We start from the raw sequence: 18,332 nt of genomic DNA, 5'->3' as shown, positions 1-18,332 counted from the left end.
GCCCCTAGGCTCCCGGCGTGGCCGTCGACGACGAGCAGTTCGACGCGGCCGTCGCGGCCGATCGCGAGGGACGCATCGACGAGGCGCACGCGCTGCTCGAGCAGGTGCTGACCCGCCGTCGGGACGAGCTCGGCCCGGACCACGAGGACACGCTGGCCGCGGCCGACCGCTTCGCCGGCCTCGTCGCCCAGCTCGGCGACACCGACTTCGCCCTCGCAGTCGACCGCGACACGCTGGCGCGGCGGGTTCGGCTGCACGGCGTCGACGACTCGCGCACCCTGACGACCGCGAGCAGTCTGGCGGCGACATTGGCGCAGGTCGGGGAGCTGCAGGAGGCCCTGCGGGTCTATGACGACGTGCATATCCGCCGTCGGGACGTGCTCGGTCCGGACGCGCCGCACACGCTCGACACGGGACGGAACATCGTCGCCCTCGGGGTGGCACTGGACGCGATCGACCTGGTGCGGGAGCTCGCCCAGGAGTCGCTGGAGCGGCACCGTCGGGTGTTCGGTGAGGACGACCCGCGCACCATCGACGCCGCGCACCAGTTCGGCGCGGTCCTGCGCGGCGCGGGTGACGTGGTGTGGGCGCGGTCGGTGGACGCCGAGGTGTTCGCGCGTGCCGGCCGCGTGCTGGGGGAGCGGCACCCGTGGACGCTGCGGTCGGGCGGCGCGCTGGCCGTCGACGCCGACCTGCTCGGCGACACGGGGACGGCGGCCGCCTGGCGGCAGTGGTTGGCCGAGCGCCAGGGCTGAGCGCACCCGTCGTCGGGAAGTCCCCGCGCATGGAACTGCAGCAGGAACAGCGCACCATGCTGTGGACGCTGACGATGCACGCGCACGACGCCGCGTCGGAGCGCCCGATCCTGAACGACCCGTACGCCGCCGAGCTGCTCGCGCGCGTCGACGACCCGCCGGACCTCGGGTTGAGCCTCGGCGGCAACACCCCGCTGATCTGCGCGCGGGCGAAGCTCATCGACGACATCGCGCGCGGGTGGCTGGCCCGGCACGACGAGGCCGTGGTGCTGCACCTGGGGTGCGGGCTCGACAGCCGGGTGCTGCGTCTCGACCCGGGGCCGGGCGTGCAGTGGTTCGACGTCGACCAGGAACCGGTCATCGACCTGCGGCGCCGGCTGTACCCCGAGCTCCGGACGGCGGTCGCTGCGGACGTGACCGACCCCGCCTCGTTCGACCTCTTCCCCGCCGACCTCCCGCGCCTCGTCCTCGCCGAGGGCCTGCTCATGTACCTCGATCCCGCGGGGGTGGACGCGACCGTGCACGGGGCGATGACCCGCGGGAGCACGCTCGTGGCCGACACCGTCGCGCCGTGGGTGACGTGGGTCGCCGGCCTGCAGCCGGCGATGCGGGCGGCCGACACCGGGTTCGCGTCGTCGACCGCGGACCTCGCGCGGGTGGCCCCGCGGCTCGTCGACGAGCTCTCCCTCGTCGACGCCACGGCCACGCGCACCGGCGGGCGGACCTCGACGGCCGTCCGGCTCTTCGCCCTGGTGCCGCACGCGCGCAACGCTATGGTCCTACAAACGTACGAACGGGCTTGACGGGGCTACTTGTTTTTTGCAAGTCTAATCGCCGTCCGCACACCGGCGATGCCAGGGAGCCCCCGATGCCCGCGATGTTCGTCAATCTGCCCGTGACCGACCTCGACCGGTCGAAGGCCTTCTACGAGTCGCTCGGGTTCCGCATCAACCCGGCGTTCACCGACCACAACGCCGCGTGCGTCGTCGTGGAGGAGGACCACAACTTCTTCATGCTGCTGCTCCGCGACTTCTTCCAGACCTTCACCGACAGGCCGATCGGCAACCCGGCCGAGACCGTCTCCGTCGCGACCGCGCTCTTCCTCGAGAGCCGGGAGGCCGTGGACGCCGCCGTGACCGCCGGCCTCGCGACGGGCGGCACCGAGGCGCGGGACGCGTCGGACTACGGCTTCATGTACCAGCGCCAGCTCACCGACCCCGACGGCAACGTCCTCGAGTTCGGCTGGATGGACCCGCAGGCCGCCGCGCAGGGCCCCGACGCGCACCTGGCCGACCAGCAGGCCTGATGGCGCCACGCGAGTACGGGCAGTACGACGGGGTCACCCGCGCGATCGAGCTCATCGGGGAGCGCTGGGCGCTGCTGATCGTGCGGGACCTCCTCGTCGGGCCCCGTCGCAACGGCGAGCTCGCCGCGGGCCTGCCGCGCATCCCCACCAACATCCTCGCGGCCCGGCTCAAGGAGCTGCAGGCGGCCGGGATCATCCGTCGGGCGCCCCGGTCCCGCGTGATCATCTACGAGCTGACGCCGTACGGCCGCGAGCTCGAGCCGATCGTGCTGGCCCTCTCGGCCTGGGGGTTCAAGGCGTTGGGGGAGCCGCGGGACGAGCAGGTCATCACCCCGGACGCCCTCACGGTCGCTCTCCGGTCGGCCTTCCGCGCGCCGGTGGCGGCGTCGTTCCCGGCCACGGCGTACTCCGCGCACCTCGGCGAGGTGGAGCTGCTGATCCGGGTCGACGGCCCGTCGCTCGACGTGGCACGCGGCGGCGGTCCCGCCGACCTCGCCTTCGCGGCGGGGCCGGACATCCGCCGGGTCATCACCGGCGAGCTCGCCCCGGAGCACGCGATCTCGACGGGTGTCGTCGAGGTGCTCCACGGTCCTGGTCGCCTGCTCGGGCGGTTCGCGGAGACGTTCCACCTGGCGGCGTGATCTCCCTTCCCGACGACGGGTGCTGCGCGTATCCGTGTCCGACGGACACGGCTCCCGCAGAGGCAGTGCCGACTCAGCCCCTTGACGCCACGGAGATCACCCGCAACAGTTAACCACGTGGTTCACCATCAGTTCGCGGCCCTGGGCGACCCGACCCGGCTGGCGATCGTCGAGCGCCTCGCCCGCGGGCCGGCGCCGGTCGGCTCCCTGCCGGTGCCGACGGCGATGTCGCTCCCGGCCGTCCTCAAGCACGTCCGCGTGCTCGAGGAGGCCGGGCTCGTGTCGACCGTGAAGCGCGGTCGCGTGCGCGAGTGCCGGCTGCGCGACGACGCGCTCGTCGCCGTGGCGGAGTGGACCGCACACCAACAGGCGCTCTGGTCGGCCCGGCTGGACGCGCTCGGCACCCTCCTGGAGGAGACATGACCATCGCCCCGCTGCTCTCGTTCGACCTCGACCGGACCTACCCCGCGCCGCCCGAGAAGGTCTGGGGCGCCCTCACCCGCGCCGAGCTGCTCGAGCGGTGGCTCTGCCCCGACCCGGAGTGGCTCGTGTCGAGCTGCGAGGTCGAGGCCGCGCAGGGCGGGGGCTACCGCATCCGGTTCGGCCCCCGACCCGCCGGCGACGACTACCGGGAGGTCGCGACCTTCGCCGTCTTCGAGCCGGTCACGCGCCTCGTCATGGACGTCGTCACCTCGGGCGAGGACATGAACGAGAGCTCCCGCTGCACGATGCTGCTGCACCCCGTCGATGGCGGCACCCGGCTCGACCTCACCGTCGAGGGCCTCTCCGGCGACGACGCCGTCGAGGGCATGCGGACCGGCTGGGCGGCCTGCCTCGAGAGCCTCGCGGGCGCGCTCGACTAGGTCGGGGCCACGAGGGCCGTGTCCGAGGAGCGCCGGAACGTCTCGACCGCCCGGCGCAGCGCCTCGACCCCGGAGGAGCGGTCGTCCGCGCGGGTGCAGAGCGAGATCGGGCACGGGTCGGCGTCGAGAACGGGCAGGAACACCACCTCGGGGTGGCGGTAGCTGTCGGCCACGGAGCCGCCGGTGATGGCGACGGCCCGGTCCGCGGCGACGACCTCGAGCAGCTCGTCGAGGGTGTGCACCACCGGTCCGTAGCGGACCGGACGGCCGCTCGGTCGCGGGTCGCAGGCCCACCAGCGGACCCACACCCGGTCGGTCTCGTCGTCGTCGACGTGGGGGTCGTCGTCGAGGTCGGACAGCTCGACCGACGTCCGCGTCGCGAGCCGGTGGCGCGCCGACAGGGCCACGACCCGCGGCTCGTGGCGGACCACGTCGAGACACAGCCCCTCGCCGTCGACGACGGGCGGCCGCACCAGCGACGCGTCGACGGTGCCGGCACGGACCGCCTCGGCCTGGTCGGGCCAGGTCAGCTGCACGAGCTGGACGGAGACGTCGGGGACCTCGCGCTCCATCTCCTCGAGGATGCGGCGGGTGTGGGTGCCGGTCGCGGCGGTCATGAACCCGAGCCGGAGCACGCCGGAGGCCGACCGGCGGTACGCGTCGACCGCCGCGACCGCACGGTCCGCCGCTGCGAGGGCGACCCGCGCCTCGGCGAGGAAGCGACGCCCGGCCTCCGTCGCGACGACGGGGTGCGCGCTGCGGTCGACGAGGTCGACCCCGAGCTTCCGTTCGAGCGTCCGCACCTGCTTGCTCAGCGCCGGACCGCTCACGTAGAGCCGGGCCGCGGCGCGTCCGAAGTGTCCCTCGTCGACCACGGCCGTCAGGTAGCGCACGAGGTGCAGGTTGAGGTCCACGGCGACAAGTGTGCCAGGTCACCAACACTAGGAGCCTTTGAGCTGCGGCGATAACCGATCGGTTCACGCCGCCGACGAGAAGTGTCGTGGACGCCGCCTGCCGCACACCTGAACCTCGGTGAGGTCACCACCACCGAGGAGAACCACCATGGGGAAGTACGACCACGAGTTCGTGACGATGTTCGCGGGGCTGGAGAAGCAGCTCCAGGATGTCGACAACCCGCGCCACCGCGCCATCCTCAAGAACTACCGACGGCACGGCCTGCTCGAGGTCGCGGGCCGCTACCAGGAGCTCCTCGCGCCCGACATGACCGTCGAGCACCCGCACTACCGCCTCCACGAGGGCGGGCAGTCGATCATCCTCGACGGGATGGAGCAGGTCGTCGCGTTCTACGAGTCGCTCATGGCGGCGAACGCGATCGTCATGTGGGTGGCCGACCAGGACATCGCGGTGAACGACCACGGCTTCTCCGGCGAGGTCGTGTTCAACGCCTTCGTCCCGGCGCCCATGCTCGGCGACAGCGCCTTCGCCGACATCCGCGCCGGCGACGACCCCGCCGAGATGTACCTGCTGCGCCGCACCCTCGCGTTCGTCTGGCCCTACGACGACCGTCAGCGCCTCATCGGCGAGCACGTCTACGAGGACGCCGCGTCGCGCGAGATCAGCCGGCCCGACCCGGCCGACGTCATCACCGCGGAGCGCGCCGCCGAGCTGCTCGCGCCGGAGATCGACCGGGTCCTGCCGTGAAGCTCATCGGTGCGGTCGCCCTGATCACCGGGGGAGCGCGCGGCCAGGGCCGCGCTCACGCCGTCCGGCTCGCGGAGGAGGGCGCCGACGTCGCCGTGGTGGACCTCTGCGCGCCGATCGACTCCGCGCCCTACCCGATGCCGGACCCGTCCGAGCTCGCGCAGACCGTGAAAGCCGTCGAGGCTGTGGGACGACGGGCCCTCGCCGTGCAGGCCGACGTCCGGGACCTCGCCGCGCTGGAGAAGGCGGTGGCCGAGACCGTCGCGCAGTTCGGCCGCCTCGACGTCGTCGTCGCGAACGCCGGGATCGGGAGCTTCGCGCCGGCGTTGCAGCTGGACGAGCGCACGTGGCGCGAGATGATCGACATCAACCTGACCGGTGCCTACAACACCGTGCGCGCCGCCGCTCCGGCGATCATCGACGGTGGGCGCGGCGGGTCGATCGTGCTGACCAGCTCGGTCGCCGGCCTGATCGGCTTCCCGAACCTCGCGCACTACTGCGCCGCCAAGCACGGCCTCGTCGGGCTGATGAAGGTGCTGGCGATCGAGTTCGCACCGCACCGCATCCGGGTCAACACGGTCCACCCGACGAACGTGGACACGGACATGATCCAGAACCGGCGATGTACGAGCTGTTCAGCGGGGGTGTCCCCGGGGCCGATCGCGCCACGGCGGCCGCATCGATGCAGGGGATGCACGCCCTGCCGATCTCCTGGGTCGAGCCGGCCGACATCGCGAACGCCGTCGCCTGGCTGGCCTCCGACGAGGCGCGATACGTCACCGGCGTGGCGCTCCCGGTGGACGGCGGGATGACCGCCCCGTACAAGATCCCGCATGGCTGAGCTCCCGATCGCCGTCACCGGCGCGACCGGCCGCCTCGGCGGCCGGATCGCCCGTCGTCTCGCCGGCCGCGGCATCCCGCAGCGCCTCGCCGTGCGCACTCCTGCCCGTGCTCCCGACCTGCCCGGCGCCACCGTCGTCGCCTGCAGCTACGACCGTCCCGACCAGGTCCGCGAGGCCCTGACCGGCGTCGGGACCGTGCTCATGGTGTCGGGCTCGGAGACCCCCGACCGCGTCGACCAGCACCGCACCTTCATCGACGCCGCCGCAGCCGCGGGCGTGAGCCGCCTCGTCTACATCTCCTTCGCCGAGGCCTCGCCCACGGCGACGTTCACCCTCGCCCGCGACCACGCGGCCACCGAGGAGCACCTCCACGCCTCCGGCCTCACGCCGATCGTGCTGCGCGACAACTTCTACCTCGACTTCCTCCCCGAGCTCGTCGAGGCCGACGGCGTCATCCGCGGCCCGGCGGGGGAGGGGCGGGTCGCCGCGGTCGCGCAGGACGACATCGCCGACGCCGCGGCCGCCGTCCTCGCCGACCCGGCCCCGCACGACGGCCGGACCTACCGCCTCACCGGCCGCGAGGCCCTCACCCTCGCCGAGGCCGCCGAGAAGATCGGCCGCCACCAGGGCCGCCCTGTCCGCTTCGAGGACCAGACCCTCGACGACGCCTACCGCTCCCGCGCCGGGCAGGCCCCCGACTGGCAGCTCGACGCCTGGGTCAGCACCTACACCGCCATCGCCGCCGGCGAGCTCGCCACGGACACCGACGACATCCCCACGCTCACCGGCCACCCCGCGCTGACCCTCGACGACGTCCTGAGGAGTACGTAGATGCCCGTCGACCTCGTCCACCCCGACCGTGTCCACCGCGTCGACGTCCACCACCAGGTCGCCGTCGCCCAGGGCAGGCGCACCGTCTACCTGGCCGGGCAGGTGTCGTGGGACCTCGAGGGCACCCTCGTCGGTCCTGACGACGTCGCGGCGCAGGCCGAGCAGGCCTACCTCAACATCCACGCCGCGCTCGAGGCGGTCGGCGCGACGCCGGCCGACCTCGCGAAGGTCGTCGTCTACCTCGTCGACCTCGACGAGACGAAGGCCGAGCAGTTCGTCGTCGGGAGGGAGCGGGCGGCCGCGAGGGTGGGCGTCGAGTTCCAGCAGCCGAGCACCTGGATCGGCGTCACGGCCCTCGCCGCGCCGGGCTACCTGGTCGAGGTCGACGCGGTCGCCGTCCTGCCCTGAACCTTCCCGACGACGGACTGGCGCGCCCGACCCGACGTCGGGAAGGGTTCCCTGCCATGGACGACGTCCGCTCGCTCCTCCCCGCCGCCACGGACCGCTTCGGCGCGCGGGTGCACGCGGTGCCGGCGGAGCGGTGGTCGTCGCCGACGCCGTGCTCGGAGTGGAGTGTGCGCGACCTCGTGGCCCACATGTGCTTCGAGCACCGGTGGGCGCCGCACGTGCTGGCGGGGGAGTCGATGGAGGAGGTCGGGGACCGGTACGACGGCGACCTGGTCGGCGACGACCCCGTCCGCGCGTGGGACGCCGCCGCCCTGCTGTCCCGTCCGGCGTGGTCAGGCAGCGCCGCGCGGGTGCACACGTCGTTCGGGTGGCTGGCCGTCGAGGAGTACGCGGTCCAGATGCTCGTCGACCTCACCGTGCACGAGTGGGACCTCACCCGTGGCGCCCGGCTCGACGAGCACCTGGACCCGGAGGCCGTGGGGGCGGCGCTGGCCTACCTCCGCACCGGCCCGATCATGCTCACGGGCCCGGGCCTGTTCGACGCCGCCGTCCAGCCGTCCAGCACTGACCCGCAGGCCGAGTTACTCGCCATCGTGGGTCGACGCGCCTGACGCAGCTCTACCGCCATCGCGACATCGAGCGCTCACGGCTCGTCATGGCGAGCAGCAACCACGCGCAGGGCGTACTGGACGTGATCGACGACTTCGGCGAGCGAGAGGGTGAACACCCCTCCGTTCTCGTCACGCCACGTCCGGTAGCCCTCGAGGTCGGGCTCGCCGGGGTCGGTCCCGAGCAGGTCGATCGCGCTGCGCTCGAAAGCCTCCTGGCTGAGCGGAACATGCGTGATCCAAGTCGTGTACCCCGAATCCGACCAGGAATTCGGTATCACGACGTCGCGGACGCTGACGTGCACGATGTGACCGAGCACCGGATCGGAGTCGGTCAGCAGCACGCGCAGGCGCGAGTGCTCCTCGCCGGGACGGGTGCGGTAGCTCCACACCTGCCCGTCGTGAACATCGGTCATGTCGGAGCCCTTCTCGACCTGGACAGGTCGTGGGTGGGTGGCGGCCGCCGGCGGTCGAGTCGTGGGAGCGGCCGGTCGATCAGGGCACCGGCCGATCGAGTCGTCCCGGACCGCCTCGAGCCCGGCCCTGCTCTCGCGTCGCGGTCGTCGTCTGGTTGGGGAGAGTAGGCACCACGCGGGTCAGACCGCCCGAGATTTCTCGGATGTCGCCTCGGGTGCCAGGCTCGGCCTTCTCGACGGGTCCGCGCGGCACGACGAGCTCGTTGACGGTGTCGATCGGGCTGCGCCACGCTTCTCGGACACTGTCGAGCCGCTCGCCGAGGAGAAGCCGATGACCACGGGCACCCCGCACGTCCCTCCGGGCCGGCTCGGCGATCCCGCCCTCACGCTCGGCACCGACCCGCGCTCCGATCCCCGGATGGTCGCCGTGTTCGGGGCGCTCGGAGCGCTCGACCATCCCGCGCCGAATCCGCTCACCGCGGACGCCGGTCGCGAGACCCTGCTCGGGTTCAGCGTCGCGGCCGAGGAGGCCTTCGAGGGCCTCTTCACTGTGCTCGCCCAGGACCTGAAGCCGGTGGACGGGGTGTCCCGCGAGGTCCGGGCGGTGACCCGGGACGGGCACGAGATCGCCCTGCACGTGCACCGGCCGGACGGCGTCGACGGGCCGCTGCCGGTGATCGTCCAGATCCACGGCGGCGGCATGGTGATGCTGTCGGCCACGGGCCCGCTCTACGTGCACTGGCGCGACGAGATGGCGAAGGCGGGCGCGGTCGTCGTCGGGGTGGACTACCGCAACGCTGGAGGGGCCGCCGGCGCCAACCCGTTCCCGACCGGACTCGACGACTGCGCCGCGGCCATCCGCTGGGTGCACGCGAACCTCGCCGAGCTGGGCGGCACCCGCATCGTCGTCACGGGCGACTCCGGCGGCGCCAACCTGTCCCTCGCGGTGGCGATCAAGGCGCGCCGGGAGGGGTGGGTGGGGGAGATCGCCGGCGTTTACGCGCAGTGCCCGTACATCCTGGGCACCTGGGACGAACCGCCCGCGGAGCTGCACTCGCTGTGGGAGAACGACAAGTACTGGCTGGACCGGGCGCTGTTCCCGCTGCTCGCAGAGGTCTACGACCCGGACGGCGAGAACGTCGACGACCCCACCTGCTGGCCCTCCCGCGCCGAGCCGGCCGACCTCGGCGGCCTGCCCCCGCACGTCATCTCGGTCAACGAGTGCGACCCCCTGCGCGACGAGGGCCTCGCCTACCACCGGCTGCTGGTGGCGGCGGGTGTCCCGTCGGTCGGGAAGATCAACCTCGGCCTGTGCCACGTCGGCGAGCTGCTCTTCCAGAACGCGATGCCGGAGGTGTACGCCGAGGCGGTCCGGGACGTGACGGGCTTCGCGCGAGGTGTCTCCGCCTCGTGAGCACTATGACAACGGGGCTCAGGTGAGAGTTGGACTCACGGTCTGCTGAGGTCGAGCAGGTAGACGGCGTCGTGATCCACCTCGGATACCGCAGGACTGATGTCGAGGTCGGTGCTGTCCGTCGCCACCTCACGAATTCGGTCCACGGACCAGAGCCGGACGCCGTCTGGGAGAAGTGGCCAGAGGACACCGTCCGACGACCACAACAGGGGCTCGACCACGAGCCGACCCCGCGCCAGGACCCCATCGCCGGACGGAGCCGCACCATGCAGTACGGGCATCAGCGTCCCCGCGTCCACGATCGTCGGCGTTTGCGACGAAGGCCGGAGCACTGAGCCCGAGATCGTCGTGACGGGCACGCGGTCTCCCGACTGCGCAAAGCCTGGGGGGAACGCCCCGACGTCCACTGACTCCGGCTCCAACGCGAAGCCGAACTCGGCCGCACGTCCGACCGCGAGGTCGCCGTACTCGCCGTCGGCGATCATCCAGGCGGGGAGCACGGTCACGAGGTGCACGAGCGACACCCTAGGAGCCGGCATCACGCCCGATTCAGTTCGTCGGGGCAGCGTTCCATCCCCTCGCAGTAGGCGGTGACCACGCCGGTAGGGCGGCCGTCAGGAGGCGTCCCGCGACGCGTGAAGGTGCTCGTGTCGACCACGACGCGGAGCCGGAGGTCGAAGCCGCCCCCGACGGCGTGCGCGACGTACACCACGCGCGGCCCCTCGGGCGGCTGCTTGTTCTGCCTCCCCTGGATCGTGAGAGCGATCGCCCGGAGGCTGCAGAAGTTGTGCTTCCAGCACGCTTTCGCGTGGCCGAGCGTCTGGTCGCCGTTCCGTACCGGCACCTCGATGCCGTCCTCGTCCCGCGGCAGCAGGATCAGGCCGAAGTACTCCTCGTCGGAGATGGGGCGCGGGTCGGCGTGCGCCACTCCTGCGGACGTCGCCGCCACTGCCAGCGCCGCCAGCAGTGTGGCGGCCATTCTTCTCACGATCGTCGTCATCTCGACCTCCCGGTTCCTCTACTCGCTTGGAGTGAGCGAGGAGCCGATCGGTTCCAAGAACTTCGACAGCATGGCCAGCTGAGCGACGGCGTCTACAGAGACCGCGTGGGAGCCCCCGGCCCTGTGCTCTTCGCCCCGGGTGCTCGCCGCGTGACACCTTCCCGACGACGGCCCCGGGCAGGTCCGTCCTGTAGGTCAGCGCATCCGACGGATGCGGTCGAGGGCAGACGACGACGGGGTGATGTCGCGGAGAGCCCGCATGGCGTTCGCGGACTCGGGCATCCCGAGCCGGTCGTAGTTGCGGGCGCGGTCCGTGAGCTCCTTGACGCTCGGCATCGCGGCGAGCGACTCTCGTAGACCCAACGCTCGTGGTCACGCTTCTGCTCGTCCGAGTAGGCCCAGGCGAACGCCTTCGGGATGGGCTGGGCCCGGCGCCGCTCACGTCGCGCGGCAACCTCGGCCGCCTTTCGTCGCTCCTCAGCCTTCTTCGACAGCTGACCCACCGCGGCCAGAGCCACCAACCCGCCGATCATGACGCCTCCCCGACACCAGTTCCGTTGTTCCCACACATCGCCACACACAGAGATCCGTTACTGCTCCGCACGCGAGGGCGTCCGCCCGAGTGAACGTGCACGGCTCGGCTAACCCGACGCCGTTGCGAGCGCGATGGGTCCGACATGACGGAGCTCCGTAGCTGGGTGGCAGGAGTCCTTGTCGCCGTCACTGTTGCGATCGCTATCGGCGCCTGCGTCCAGATCGCGAGGGCCGACACGGTGGTGCCCTCAGCCACGGTCGCTGCGGCGCCGCGGACCATGGCACCCGCGAGCTCGACACACGCGGCGTCGAGCAGCGAGCCGCCGTCGACCACAACGACCACGCCGACGAAGCGTTCGGCGACGACGACCACCAGGTCGAGGACCGCCTCGGTCGACGCGAGCCGATGCACGAACCGCATCGACTACACGAACGACCCGCGCGACAACGCGACGATCAATTCGATCGGCGAGCAGACCGGGCGATGTCCGGTGCCCGTACGCGTCTACCAGGAAGCCGATGACCGGACGCTGGTCGAGGACCACCGCGGCATGCGCGACGCCAATGGCGAGACGTACGCCCAGGCCTGCCGTCGGATGGGCTACGAGCCCGGGCCGACCTGCCCAGCAGGCTGACGGGGCCGCCGCCTCAGCTCACATCCCCGCTTTCGCCCGCGTCACATCCAAAGGCTCGTCCGGTGGGCTGGGCTGCCCGGTTCGCTGCTCGGCGACGCGCCGTGCGATCCGCACGAACTGCTCCGGGTCGCGCTGCACGACGGCCACGCGCCGCCATTGCTCGAGAGTGCGAGCGACCGCGCCGCCATCTCCCGACTCGCGGGCTGCCCTGGCAGCGTCGTCGAACCGTGACCGATCCTCCGGTCGGAGGGCGTCTCGAACCGCGGTCTCGCTTGCACCCGGAGCAAACGGGTGACGGGCAGGAGAGCCTTCGTGGTGCAGGTTCTCGGCTTCTGTCATGGCAAGAAGATGACCTCACTCCTCGGGAGCAACGAGCACTGACCAGAGCCAGACAACTCGCCGATCTCTGTCCTCGACCGCGAAGACCACCAACCCGCGCTCGTCCGGTCCGAAGGCGGCGGATCGAGAGCCGGAGGGATTGGCCGGGTGGTATGGCTCGCCGACACTCCACGGAGCGACTTCCAACGCGACACGCAGCTCCGCGAACGCCGCGGGGAACCGCTCGGGCAGGTCATCGATAGCGGCAGCGATGTCCTCGCCGACCGGCTCGACCCGGTACACCCGCTACATGCCAGCCTTGGCTCGGGTGACAGCGAAGGGCTCGTCGGAGGGCACTGGTTCGCCGCTGAAGAACGCTGCCGCGCGACGGACCATCAGCCGGAAAGCCTCGGGATCAGACTGCGCGATGGCCTGTCTGCGCCAGTTCTCGAGGGTGTCGTGGAGGGCCGCGAGGTCATAGTCCCGGCGGGCCCTCTCGAGAGCGTCTTCGTAGGCGGCGTCGAAGACGGTCTTGTCCTCGGGCAACAGCGCTGCCCGGATCGAGGCGGGCGACGCGCCTCGCGCCAGCGAGCCTCGCCGCTCGGGGCGAGGGGACGTCGACGTGGTCACGGCATCACCGTAGCGGCTGCACCCGACAGCCGCGGCCGCTTCGGCAACCAGCCGGGCGTGCGCACGTCCAGGTGATCTCGGCGTCGAATCAGACCTCGTAGACGAACTCCACCCCGACGCCGACCCCCACACCCGTGCCCCGCGCTCTCTCCTCACGAACCTCGAAGTCCGTGATCCACCACGCCATGACAGACGACGCCGCCACGCGGATAGCCGGCGGGTGCAGGGACGGCCCGGTGCTGGCGGCCAGGGAGACGTCCACGAGGCACAAGGTGTCGGGGTCAGCCTCCGGCGCTTCGACGGCGGCGAACCCTGGGGCGACGGCCTCCTGCGCGCGCTGGACTCGCTCAGCCTCTGAGATCCGTGATCGGCGAGGTTGCTTCACGGCGAGCACGGACTGGCACATGGAGTCGAACGACGCCTGGAGGAAGGTCTCCGAGCTGACCGGGCGGCCCTGGATAAGCCAGCTCCCGACCAGCAGGTTGATGACGCCGGGGCACGCCTCGCCCGCCTCCACGGCCGCGATGATGCTCGTCAGACGAGGGTCTGCGACTTGCGCAGTTGGTTGAGCGAGAAGGGTCTCGAGGGTCACCGATCCTCCGATCAAGGTCTGAACCGGACATCGCTCAGGTGGAGATCTCGTTACAGACCTCGCCCGTCGACGGGCGAGGCCACCGTGGCAGGCTGCGGCCGTGCCTGGGGGAGTGGACGAGGGGCTGTACGAGTCGCTGCGCACAGCGGGGCTCGAGCGGCGGCTCGAGGCACTACCCGACGATGCCGCGGTCTTCCGACCGCTCGACGCAGCGGCGGCCCCCGACGTCCTCGCCCGTCACGTCGCCGAGGTCGTCCGTCGTGCCCTCAGCGCCAACGGCGACGACACCCGTCGTCGGGACGTGGTCAACCAGGTCCTGACCCTGCTGCAGGCCCAGGACGACGACGCCATCACCAAGCTCGAACAGCTGCTCGCCATCTCCGTCGCGCCGGGTGTCTACAAGGTCAGGCCGGCCATGCCCCTCTCCGACACCGCACTCCTGACCAACACGAAGGACGAGCCGTCCCTCGGCGCCGAGCTCCAGGCCGAGATCGCGTCCGCCGACCGCGTCGACCTGCTGTGCGCCTTCGTCAAGTGGCACGGGATGCGCCTGCTGACCGACCAGCTCGACGACCTCAAGCGCCGCGGCAAGCCGCTCCGCGTCATCACCACGACCTACCTCGGCGGCACCGAACGCCGCGCCGTCGACGAGCTGATCCGCCGCTACGGCGCCGAGGTCCGCATCCGCTACGAGAGCGACGCGACCCGCCTCCACGCCAAGGCCTGGCTCTTCCGGCGCGACTCCGGGTTCGACACCGGCTACGTCGGCAGCTCGAACCTCTCGAAGTCCGCGCTGGTTGACGGGCTCGAGTGGAACGTCCGCATCTCCTCGGTCGCGACCCCGGCCCTCGTGCGCAAGTTCGAGGCCACTTTCGACACGTACTGGAACAGCCCCGACTTCCGCGCCTACGACCCCGACCGCGACGCCGACCTCCTCGACCGTGCTCTCGGCGCCCAGGCCGGCGGCAGCGCCAACATCCTCGAACTCTCCGGCCTCGATGTCCTCCCGCGGCCGCACCAGGAGCACATTCTCGAAGCCCTCGAGGCCGAGCGGTTCCGCGGCCACCACCGCAACCTCGTCGTCGCCGCAACCGGCACCGGCAAGACTGTCGTCGCTGCACTCGACTACCGCCGCCTCGGCGGCGCCGACAAGTCCCTGCTATTCGTCGCCCATCGCAAGGAACTCCTCGAGCAGGCTCGACGTACCTACCGCGAGGTCCTCGGCAACGGCACCTTCGGCGAATTCCTCGTGGGCGGCCAGCGCCCGACGCAGTGGAAGCACGTCTTTGCGTCCGTCCAGTCGCTCCGCGACGTCAACCTGGATCACTACGACGTCGCCGTCATCGACGAGTTCCACCACGCCGAAGCGCCGTCGTACAAGTCCCTGCTCGACCGCCTCGACTGCACCGAACTCCTCGGCCTCACCGCGACCCCCGACCGCGCCGACGGCGTCGACGTCCGCGACTTCTTCGGCGGCCGGGTCGCCGTCGAGATCGGCCTCGGCGAAGCACTCGAACAGGACCTGCTCTGTCCCTTTCACTACTTCGGCGTCGCCGACAACACGGACCTGCGGTCCATTGAGTGGAAGCGCGGCTCCTACGACACCGACGCCCTCGACCGCGTCTACACCGGCAACGACGCCCGCACCCGCATCGTGCTCAACGCACTCCGCGACCGCGTGACCGACGTCGGACGCATGCGCGCCCTCGGCTTCTGCGTCTCGGTCGCCCACGCGCGCTACATGGCAGAAGCCTTCACGACGGCGGGTGTGCCAGCTCGGGCGGTCACGGGCGAAACCGCAGCGCACGACCGCGCCTCGGCCGCCGCCGACCTCCGTGACCACAAGGTCGCCGTCCTCTTCACCGTCGACCTCTACAACGAGGGCGTCGACCTGCCCTTCGTCGACACCGTCCTCTTCCTCCGCCCCACCCAGAGCGCGACGATCTTCCTCCAGCAGCTTGGCCGTGGGCTCCGCCGCGCTCAAGACAAGGCCGTCCTGACGGTGCTCGACTTCATCGGAGCACACCGCCGCGAGTTCCGCTTCGACGTCCGCTACCGCGCCCTCACCGGCTCCAGCCGGAAGGGTCTCGTCGACGACATCAAGCAGGGCTTCCCGTACCTGCCCTCCGGCTGCCGGCTCATCCTCGACCGCGTCGCGCAGGAGGTGGTCCTCGACAACGTCAACCAGGGCCTGCGTGGCGGTCGGAAGGCACTGGTCGACGACATCCGCTCCCACGGCGACCTGTCGCTCCTCGGCTATCTACGCGAGAGCGGCCACGAGTTGCCGGACGTCTATGGGCGACCGGGGGAAAGCTGGACGGCGCTCCGCCGCGACGCGGGGTTCCCAACGGCGGATCCGGGGCCTCGCGAGGCCGAGCTGCTGAAGCGCGTGAGCAGCCTCGTGCACGTCGACGACCTCGAGCGTGCCTCGACGTACATGCGCCTCATGTTGCCGACCGGACCGCGCCTCGCCGACCTGTCCGCGAGTGAGCGCGTGATGGCGCACATGCTCGTCTATACGGTCTGGCCCGACCTCGGCGGTCACGCGTCGATCGACGACGCGCTTGACACGCTGCGCCAGCACCCGTCCTTCGTGCGCGAGGCGATGACGCTCATGCGCTTGGGCGCTGACGAGGCTCGCGTCGTTCCCGGCGATCTCGGCATCCCCGGCGTCGAGCTTCGCTCTCACTGCACCTATCGCCGCGACGAGATCCTCGCCGGGATCGGCTGGGCCGACGGCACGCGCAAGACCCGCGGTCAGGCGGCAGGGGTCGTCTACAGCGAGGTGACCAACGTGGACGCACTCCTGGTGACTCTGCGGAAGGAGGACAAGGAGTTCGCCCCGTCGACGCGATATCGCGATTACCCGATCTCCGCCGACCTCTTCCACTGGGAGTCCCAGAACTCCACGACGACCACGTCGGTTGTCGGCCGTCGCTACCTCGACGGCACGAGCCACGCGCTCCTCTTCACGCGAGCCGCACGCAACGACGCCTTCGGCGGCGGTGCGCCGTTCGTCTGCCTCGGCACGGCGACCGCCGTCGAGTACCACGGCGAGCGCCCCATCTCGATCACGTGGCGACTCACTCGCCCGATGCCGCACCTGGTTCTGGCGTCCGCGGCGGTCGACGCCGCGTAGGCTGTCAGCCGTTGCGGAGCTCTTCGGCCCAGGCGTAGATGCGATCGCGGATGTCAGCGAAGCTCGCCGCGTCGAATCCGTACTCCTCGGCCTCGGAGGACAGGAAGCTCCGGACGGTCGAGAGGCTCTCCGCGAACATCCGGACGTCGAACCCGTCGTCGTGCTCCTTCCCGAGGGCGAGGAGATCGGCGTCGGTGTATCGACCTGACCGCCGAATCGCATCGAGGTCGAGGAAGTCACGAACCTCGCGACGGGAGTACACGGCCGAGAGCTTCCCGGCCACAGCGTCGGACTCGGAGAGCACCGGGCCGATGCTGGAGACGACCGGCGTGTCCGATCGCCAGTTGACCCCTAAGTCGACCTCCAGGTCGTTGCCGTTTGGGTCGACGACGTGCAGACGGGCGAAGAGCGGGAACGATCGGGTCCTCACGACGACGTACCCGTGAGCGCGAAGCTCGTTCTCGGCACGCAGAACGGCGTCGTCGAACTCGGTCGGCTCCAGCGTCGAGAAGGCGAACAGGTCGACATCGTGTGTCGGGCGGCTCGTCAAGCCGTGTTCTCGGACGGCGCCCGCTCCTGCCAACGCAAAGCCCTCCGGCCCGACCACTCCGAGGAGCATGGAGGCGAGACGCCGCAGACTCTCGGGGTCGAGCTCGGCCACTCCTATTCGCCGATGAGCTGGGGGAAAGCCGACTCCCACGCCGCGCGGCAGCGGTCAGGGAGTACGAGAGCATGCCATTCGCGCCGGAGGAGGTCGGAGTTCAGGAGGGACTCCTGCTCTGCGGCCGTCCCGTCCCGGACGAGAGCACGGTAGGCAGCGCGACGCTGCCCTGCATCGTTCAGATCGAATGCGCGTCGCGGACCCCAATGCACGGTGACGGGCAGCTCCACCACACCGGAGGCCGGTCCCCTGAGTGCGTTCAGGCTGGACGGTGTCTCGTAGGGCACGACGTCCCGGAAGTGGACCTTGCTCGACATGGTCACCGCCTTCCTTGACGAGCATCGTACGCGGCCGTGGTGACGGCACGGTGGCGTCATCGTCCGGTTCGAGTAGATCGTAACGATGCTCCGGCTCCGACCGATCATGAGCGCGGCAGCAAGATCCGCGCGCACACCGGAGTGACCCTTGAAGCTCAGCATGACGCGTCCTCGCAAGGTAGCCGTAGGCGTTGGCGCCACGCTGGGGCTGGCGAGCCTCGCGTTCGCGGCCACCAGCATCGTTTCGGGCATCGGAGGAGCGACGTCGGTGGTCGGCGGCTCGGAGCCTGGCGCGCAGGAAGGCTTCCAGATCGTCTCGGTGAGCGGTTCCACCCACTCCGGCTACTCGAATCAGGAGAAATGCGAGGGTGCTGCGTCGGGTAACGATGTCACGCTGAAGGCGACGCTGACACGCTCGAATGGATCGGTCTACGGGCAGGGCTGCACATTCACCATCCGCGTGTCGAACCCGCGTGGGACTGCGATCACCGGCGCGGCGATCTCAGTGCCGGCGACGCAGGACGCGTTGAAGAATTGGAACGTTTCCAGCCGAGGCCCGGCTACCGTGGCGGCCGGGACCTTGGAGTACTACTACGTCACCCTCTCGCCGCGCACCAACAACCCCGCCGAGGGCTCCTTCACCGGCACTCTGACCGGCACCGCTGGCGACTGACGCTCGTCCATCCGGGTGCATCGACTGCACCACTTCGGCGTGGGTAGCGTGCCAGGTCCGGAGGTCGACGGATCTCCAGGACGTCGG

The 18,332-nt window shown here is 70.9% G+C and carries 25 protein-coding genes and 2 pseudogenes; 17 read left to right on the top strand and 10 right to left on the bottom strand.

Going from position 1 to position 18,332, the window contains the following annotated elements; translation table 11 throughout:
- Positions 1-17 precede the first annotated feature (17 nt).
- From LN037_RS33415 to LN037_RS05680, 6 genes are all read left to right on the top strand, one after another.
- The gene (locus LN037_RS33415; protein WP_230750679.1) at positions 18-755 is read left to right on the top strand and encodes a tetratricopeptide repeat protein; all 738 of its coding nucleotides are present in this window, start codon (positions 18-20) and stop codon (positions 753-755) included.
- Positions 756-784: 29 nt separating this feature from the next.
- On the top strand, positions 785-1,558 hold the full coding sequence (locus tag LN037_RS05700) for a class I SAM-dependent methyltransferase (protein ID WP_230750678.1): 774 nt from the start codon (positions 785-787) through the stop codon (positions 1,556-1,558).
- A gap of 65 nt (positions 1,559-1,623) precedes the next feature.
- The gene (locus LN037_RS05695; protein WP_230750676.1) at positions 1,624-2,061 is read left to right on the top strand and encodes a VOC family protein; all 438 of its coding nucleotides are present in this window, start codon (positions 1,624-1,626) and stop codon (positions 2,059-2,061) included.
- Complete coding sequence (locus LN037_RS05690; protein WP_230750675.1) at positions 2,061-2,702, top strand: winged helix-turn-helix transcriptional regulator; 642 nt, start codon at positions 2,061-2,063, stop codon at positions 2,700-2,702. The genes LN037_RS05695 and LN037_RS05690 overlap by 1 nt, the downstream gene beginning before the upstream one ends.
- Positions 2,703-2,819: 117 nt before the next feature.
- Positions 2,820-3,125, top strand: coding sequence for an ArsR/SmtB family transcription factor (locus LN037_RS05685; protein WP_230750674.1), 306 nt, complete (start codon positions 2,820-2,822; stop codon positions 3,123-3,125).
- Positions 3,122-3,565 carry an SRPBCC family protein gene (locus LN037_RS05680; RefSeq protein ID WP_230750672.1) on the top strand — a complete coding sequence of 148 codons (444 nt, stop codon included), beginning with the start codon at positions 3,122-3,124 and terminating at the stop codon, positions 3,563-3,565. Before LN037_RS05685 ends, LN037_RS05680 begins: the two co-directional genes overlap by 4 nt.
- On the opposite strand, the gene LN037_RS05675 is transcribed toward LN037_RS05680, so the two are convergent.
- Complete coding sequence (locus tag LN037_RS05675; protein WP_230750670.1) at positions 3,562-4,479, bottom strand: LysR family transcriptional regulator; 918 nt, start codon at positions 4,477-4,479, stop codon at positions 3,562-3,564. The genes LN037_RS05680 and LN037_RS05675 overlap by 4 nt on opposite strands.
- Before the next feature lie 148 nt (positions 4,480-4,627).
- Here LN037_RS05675 and LN037_RS05670 point away from each other — a divergent pair, with 148 nt between their 5' ends.
- From LN037_RS05670 to LN037_RS05650, 6 genes and pseudogenes are all read left to right on the top strand, one after another.
- Entirely contained in the window at positions 4,628-5,227 is a 600-nt protein-coding gene (locus tag LN037_RS05670; RefSeq protein WP_230750668.1) for a hypothetical protein, read from the top strand.
- Positions 5,224-5,802: pseudogene (locus LN037_RS05665) on the top strand (SDR family NAD(P)-dependent oxidoreductase); the annotation flags it as partial. The gene LN037_RS05670 and the pseudogene LN037_RS05665, both read left to right, overlap by 4 nt.
- Before the next feature lie 47 nt (positions 5,803-5,849).
- Positions 5,850-6,068 (top strand): SDR family oxidoreductase, encoded by a 219-nt coding sequence (locus tag LN037_RS33410; protein ID WP_308286111.1) that lies wholly within the window; start codon positions 5,850-5,852, stop codon positions 6,066-6,068.
- Positions 6,061-6,900 (top strand): SDR family oxidoreductase, encoded by an 840-nt coding sequence (locus LN037_RS05660; protein WP_230750666.1) that lies wholly within the window; start codon positions 6,061-6,063, stop codon positions 6,898-6,900. Before LN037_RS33410 ends, LN037_RS05660 begins: the two co-directional genes overlap by 8 nt.
- On the top strand, positions 6,901-7,308 hold the full coding sequence (locus LN037_RS05655) for a RidA family protein (protein WP_230750664.1): 408 nt from the start codon (positions 6,901-6,903) through the stop codon (positions 7,306-7,308).
- A 56-nt stretch (positions 7,309-7,364) separates the two neighbouring features.
- A complete protein-coding gene (locus LN037_RS05650; RefSeq protein WP_230750662.1) occupies positions 7,365-7,919 on the top strand; it encodes a TIGR03086 family metal-binding protein in 555 nt (184 codons plus the stop codon).
- A gap of 32 nt (positions 7,920-7,951) precedes the next feature.
- Here the strand turns inward: LN037_RS05650 and LN037_RS05645 are convergent, their stop codons facing one another.
- Positions 7,952-8,332: a hypothetical protein gene (locus LN037_RS05645; protein WP_230750660.1), complete on the bottom strand. Its 381-nt coding sequence runs from the start codon at positions 8,330-8,332 to the stop codon at positions 7,952-7,954.
- 331 nt (positions 8,333-8,663) lie between these two features.
- Here LN037_RS05645 and LN037_RS05640 point away from each other — a divergent pair, with 331 nt between their 5' ends.
- Entirely contained in the window at positions 8,664-9,746 is a 1,083-nt protein-coding gene (locus LN037_RS05640) for an alpha/beta hydrolase fold domain-containing protein (RefSeq protein ID WP_230750658.1), read from the top strand.
- A gap of 35 nt (positions 9,747-9,781) precedes the next feature.
- Here LN037_RS05640 and LN037_RS05635 read toward each other — a convergent pair whose 3' ends face one another.
- The 3 genes from LN037_RS05635 to LN037_RS05625 form a co-directional block, all read right to left on the bottom strand.
- Positions 9,782-10,261: a hypothetical protein gene (locus LN037_RS05635; RefSeq protein WP_230750657.1), complete on the bottom strand. Its 480-nt coding sequence runs from the start codon at positions 10,259-10,261 to the stop codon at positions 9,782-9,784.
- A 23-nt stretch (positions 10,262-10,284) separates the two neighbouring features.
- The gene (locus tag LN037_RS05630) at positions 10,285-10,746 is read right to left on the bottom strand and encodes a hypothetical protein (RefSeq protein WP_230750656.1); all 462 of its coding nucleotides are present in this window, start codon (positions 10,744-10,746) and stop codon (positions 10,285-10,287) included.
- Between the two features lie 195 nt (positions 10,747-10,941).
- Entirely contained in the window at positions 10,942-11,082 is a 141-nt protein-coding gene (locus tag LN037_RS05625) for a hypothetical protein (RefSeq protein ID WP_230750654.1), read from the bottom strand.
- A 341-nt stretch (positions 11,083-11,423) separates the two neighbouring features.
- Here LN037_RS05625 and LN037_RS05620 point away from each other — a divergent pair, with 341 nt between their 5' ends.
- Complete coding sequence (locus LN037_RS05620; protein ID WP_230750652.1) at positions 11,424-11,915, top strand: hypothetical protein; 492 nt, start codon at positions 11,424-11,426, stop codon at positions 11,913-11,915.
- A gap of 18 nt (positions 11,916-11,933) precedes the next feature.
- Here LN037_RS05620 and LN037_RS05615 read toward each other — a convergent pair whose 3' ends face one another.
- From LN037_RS05615 to LN037_RS05600, 4 genes are all read right to left on the bottom strand, one after another.
- A complete protein-coding gene (locus LN037_RS05615) occupies positions 11,934-12,254 on the bottom strand; it encodes a DUF6247 family protein (RefSeq protein WP_230750650.1) in 321 nt (106 codons plus the stop codon).
- Positions 12,255-12,269: 15 nt separating this feature from the next.
- Positions 12,270-12,536 (bottom strand): hypothetical protein, encoded by a 267-nt coding sequence (locus LN037_RS05610; RefSeq protein WP_230750648.1) that lies wholly within the window; start codon positions 12,534-12,536, stop codon positions 12,270-12,272.
- A gap of 3 nt (positions 12,537-12,539) precedes the next feature.
- Positions 12,540-12,863, bottom strand: coding sequence for a DUF6247 family protein (locus tag LN037_RS05605; RefSeq protein WP_230750646.1), 324 nt, complete (start codon positions 12,861-12,863; stop codon positions 12,540-12,542).
- An 88-nt stretch (positions 12,864-12,951) separates the two neighbouring features.
- Positions 12,952-13,380: a hypothetical protein gene (locus LN037_RS05600; RefSeq protein ID WP_230750644.1), complete on the bottom strand. Its 429-nt coding sequence runs from the start codon at positions 13,378-13,380 to the stop codon at positions 12,952-12,954.
- Positions 13,381-13,870: 490 nt separating this feature from the next.
- Here LN037_RS05600 and LN037_RS33405 point away from each other — a divergent pair.
- Together LN037_RS33405 and LN037_RS05590 are read left to right on the top strand one after the other, a co-directional pair.
- Positions 13,871-14,281: pseudogene (locus LN037_RS33405) on the top strand (phospholipase D-like domain-containing protein); the annotation flags it as partial.
- A gap of 24 nt (positions 14,282-14,305) precedes the next feature.
- On the top strand, positions 14,306-16,594 hold the full coding sequence (locus LN037_RS05590; protein ID WP_230751117.1) for a DUF3427 domain-containing protein: 2,289 nt from the start codon (positions 14,306-14,308) through the stop codon (positions 16,592-16,594).
- 4 nt (positions 16,595-16,598) lie between these two features.
- Here the strand turns inward: LN037_RS05590 and LN037_RS05585 are convergent, their stop codons facing one another.
- Positions 16,599-17,255, bottom strand: coding sequence for a nucleotidyl transferase AbiEii/AbiGii toxin family protein (locus LN037_RS05585; protein WP_230750642.1), 657 nt, complete (start codon positions 17,253-17,255; stop codon positions 16,599-16,601).
- A 465-nt stretch (positions 17,256-17,720) separates the two neighbouring features.
- Between LN037_RS05585 and LN037_RS05580 the strand changes: the two genes are divergently transcribed.
- Complete coding sequence (locus LN037_RS05580; RefSeq protein ID WP_230750640.1) at positions 17,721-18,245, top strand: hypothetical protein; 525 nt, start codon at positions 17,721-17,723, stop codon at positions 18,243-18,245.
- Positions 18,246-18,332: the final 87 nt, after the last annotated feature.

The sequence above is a fragment of the Actinomycetospora soli genome (assembly GCF_021026295.1).
Classification (GTDB): domain Bacteria; phylum Actinomycetota; class Actinomycetes; order Mycobacteriales; family Pseudonocardiaceae; genus Actinomycetospora; species Actinomycetospora soli.
This window is presented reverse-complemented; position numbering and strand designations above follow the sequence as displayed.

Excerpts from the sequence above, each read along its gene's own strand:
- LN037_RS05620 (WP_230750652.1), top strand. The coding sequence starts at position 11,424 with ATGACGGAGCTCCGTAGCTGGGTGGCAGGAGTCCTTGTCGCCGTCACT.
- LN037_RS05680 (WP_230750672.1), top strand. The coding sequence starts at position 3,122 with ATGACCATCGCCCCGCTGCTCTCGTTCGACCTCGACCGGACCTACCCC.
- LN037_RS05625 (WP_230750654.1), bottom strand. The coding sequence starts at position 11,082 with ATGCCGAGCGTCAAGGAGCTCACGGACCGCGCCCGCAACTACGACCGG.
- LN037_RS05645 (WP_230750660.1), bottom strand. The coding sequence starts at position 8,332 with ATGACCGATGTTCACGACGGGCAGGTGTGGAGCTACCGCACCCGTCCC.
- LN037_RS05655 (WP_230750664.1), top strand. The coding sequence starts at position 6,901 with ATGCCCGTCGACCTCGTCCACCCCGACCGTGTCCACCGCGTCGACGTC.
- LN037_RS05695 (WP_230750676.1), top strand. The coding sequence starts at position 1,624 with ATGCCCGCGATGTTCGTCAATCTGCCCGTGACCGACCTCGACCGGTCG.
- LN037_RS05660 (WP_230750666.1), top strand. The coding sequence starts at position 6,061 with ATGGCTGAGCTCCCGATCGCCGTCACCGGCGCGACCGGCCGCCTCGGC.
- LN037_RS33410 (WP_308286111.1), top strand. The coding sequence starts at position 5,850 with ATGTACGAGCTGTTCAGCGGGGGTGTCCCCGGGGCCGATCGCGCCACG.
- LN037_RS05700 (WP_230750678.1), top strand. The coding sequence starts at position 785 with ATGGAACTGCAGCAGGAACAGCGCACCATGCTGTGGACGCTGACGATG.
- LN037_RS05650 (WP_230750662.1), top strand. The coding sequence starts at position 7,365 with ATGGACGACGTCCGCTCGCTCCTCCCCGCCGCCACGGACCGCTTCGGC.
- LN037_RS05670 (WP_230750668.1), top strand. The coding sequence starts at position 4,628 with ATGGGGAAGTACGACCACGAGTTCGTGACGATGTTCGCGGGGCTGGAG.
- LN037_RS05690 (WP_230750675.1), top strand. The coding sequence starts at position 2,061 with ATGGCGCCACGCGAGTACGGGCAGTACGACGGGGTCACCCGCGCGATC.
- LN037_RS05630 (WP_230750656.1), bottom strand. The coding sequence starts at position 10,746 with ATGACGACGATCGTGAGAAGAATGGCCGCCACACTGCTGGCGGCGCTG.
- LN037_RS05640 (WP_230750658.1), top strand. The coding sequence starts at position 8,664 with ATGACCACGGGCACCCCGCACGTCCCTCCGGGCCGGCTCGGCGATCCC.
- LN037_RS05615 (WP_230750650.1), bottom strand. The coding sequence starts at position 12,254 with ATGACAGAAGCCGAGAACCTGCACCACGAAGGCTCTCCTGCCCGTCAC.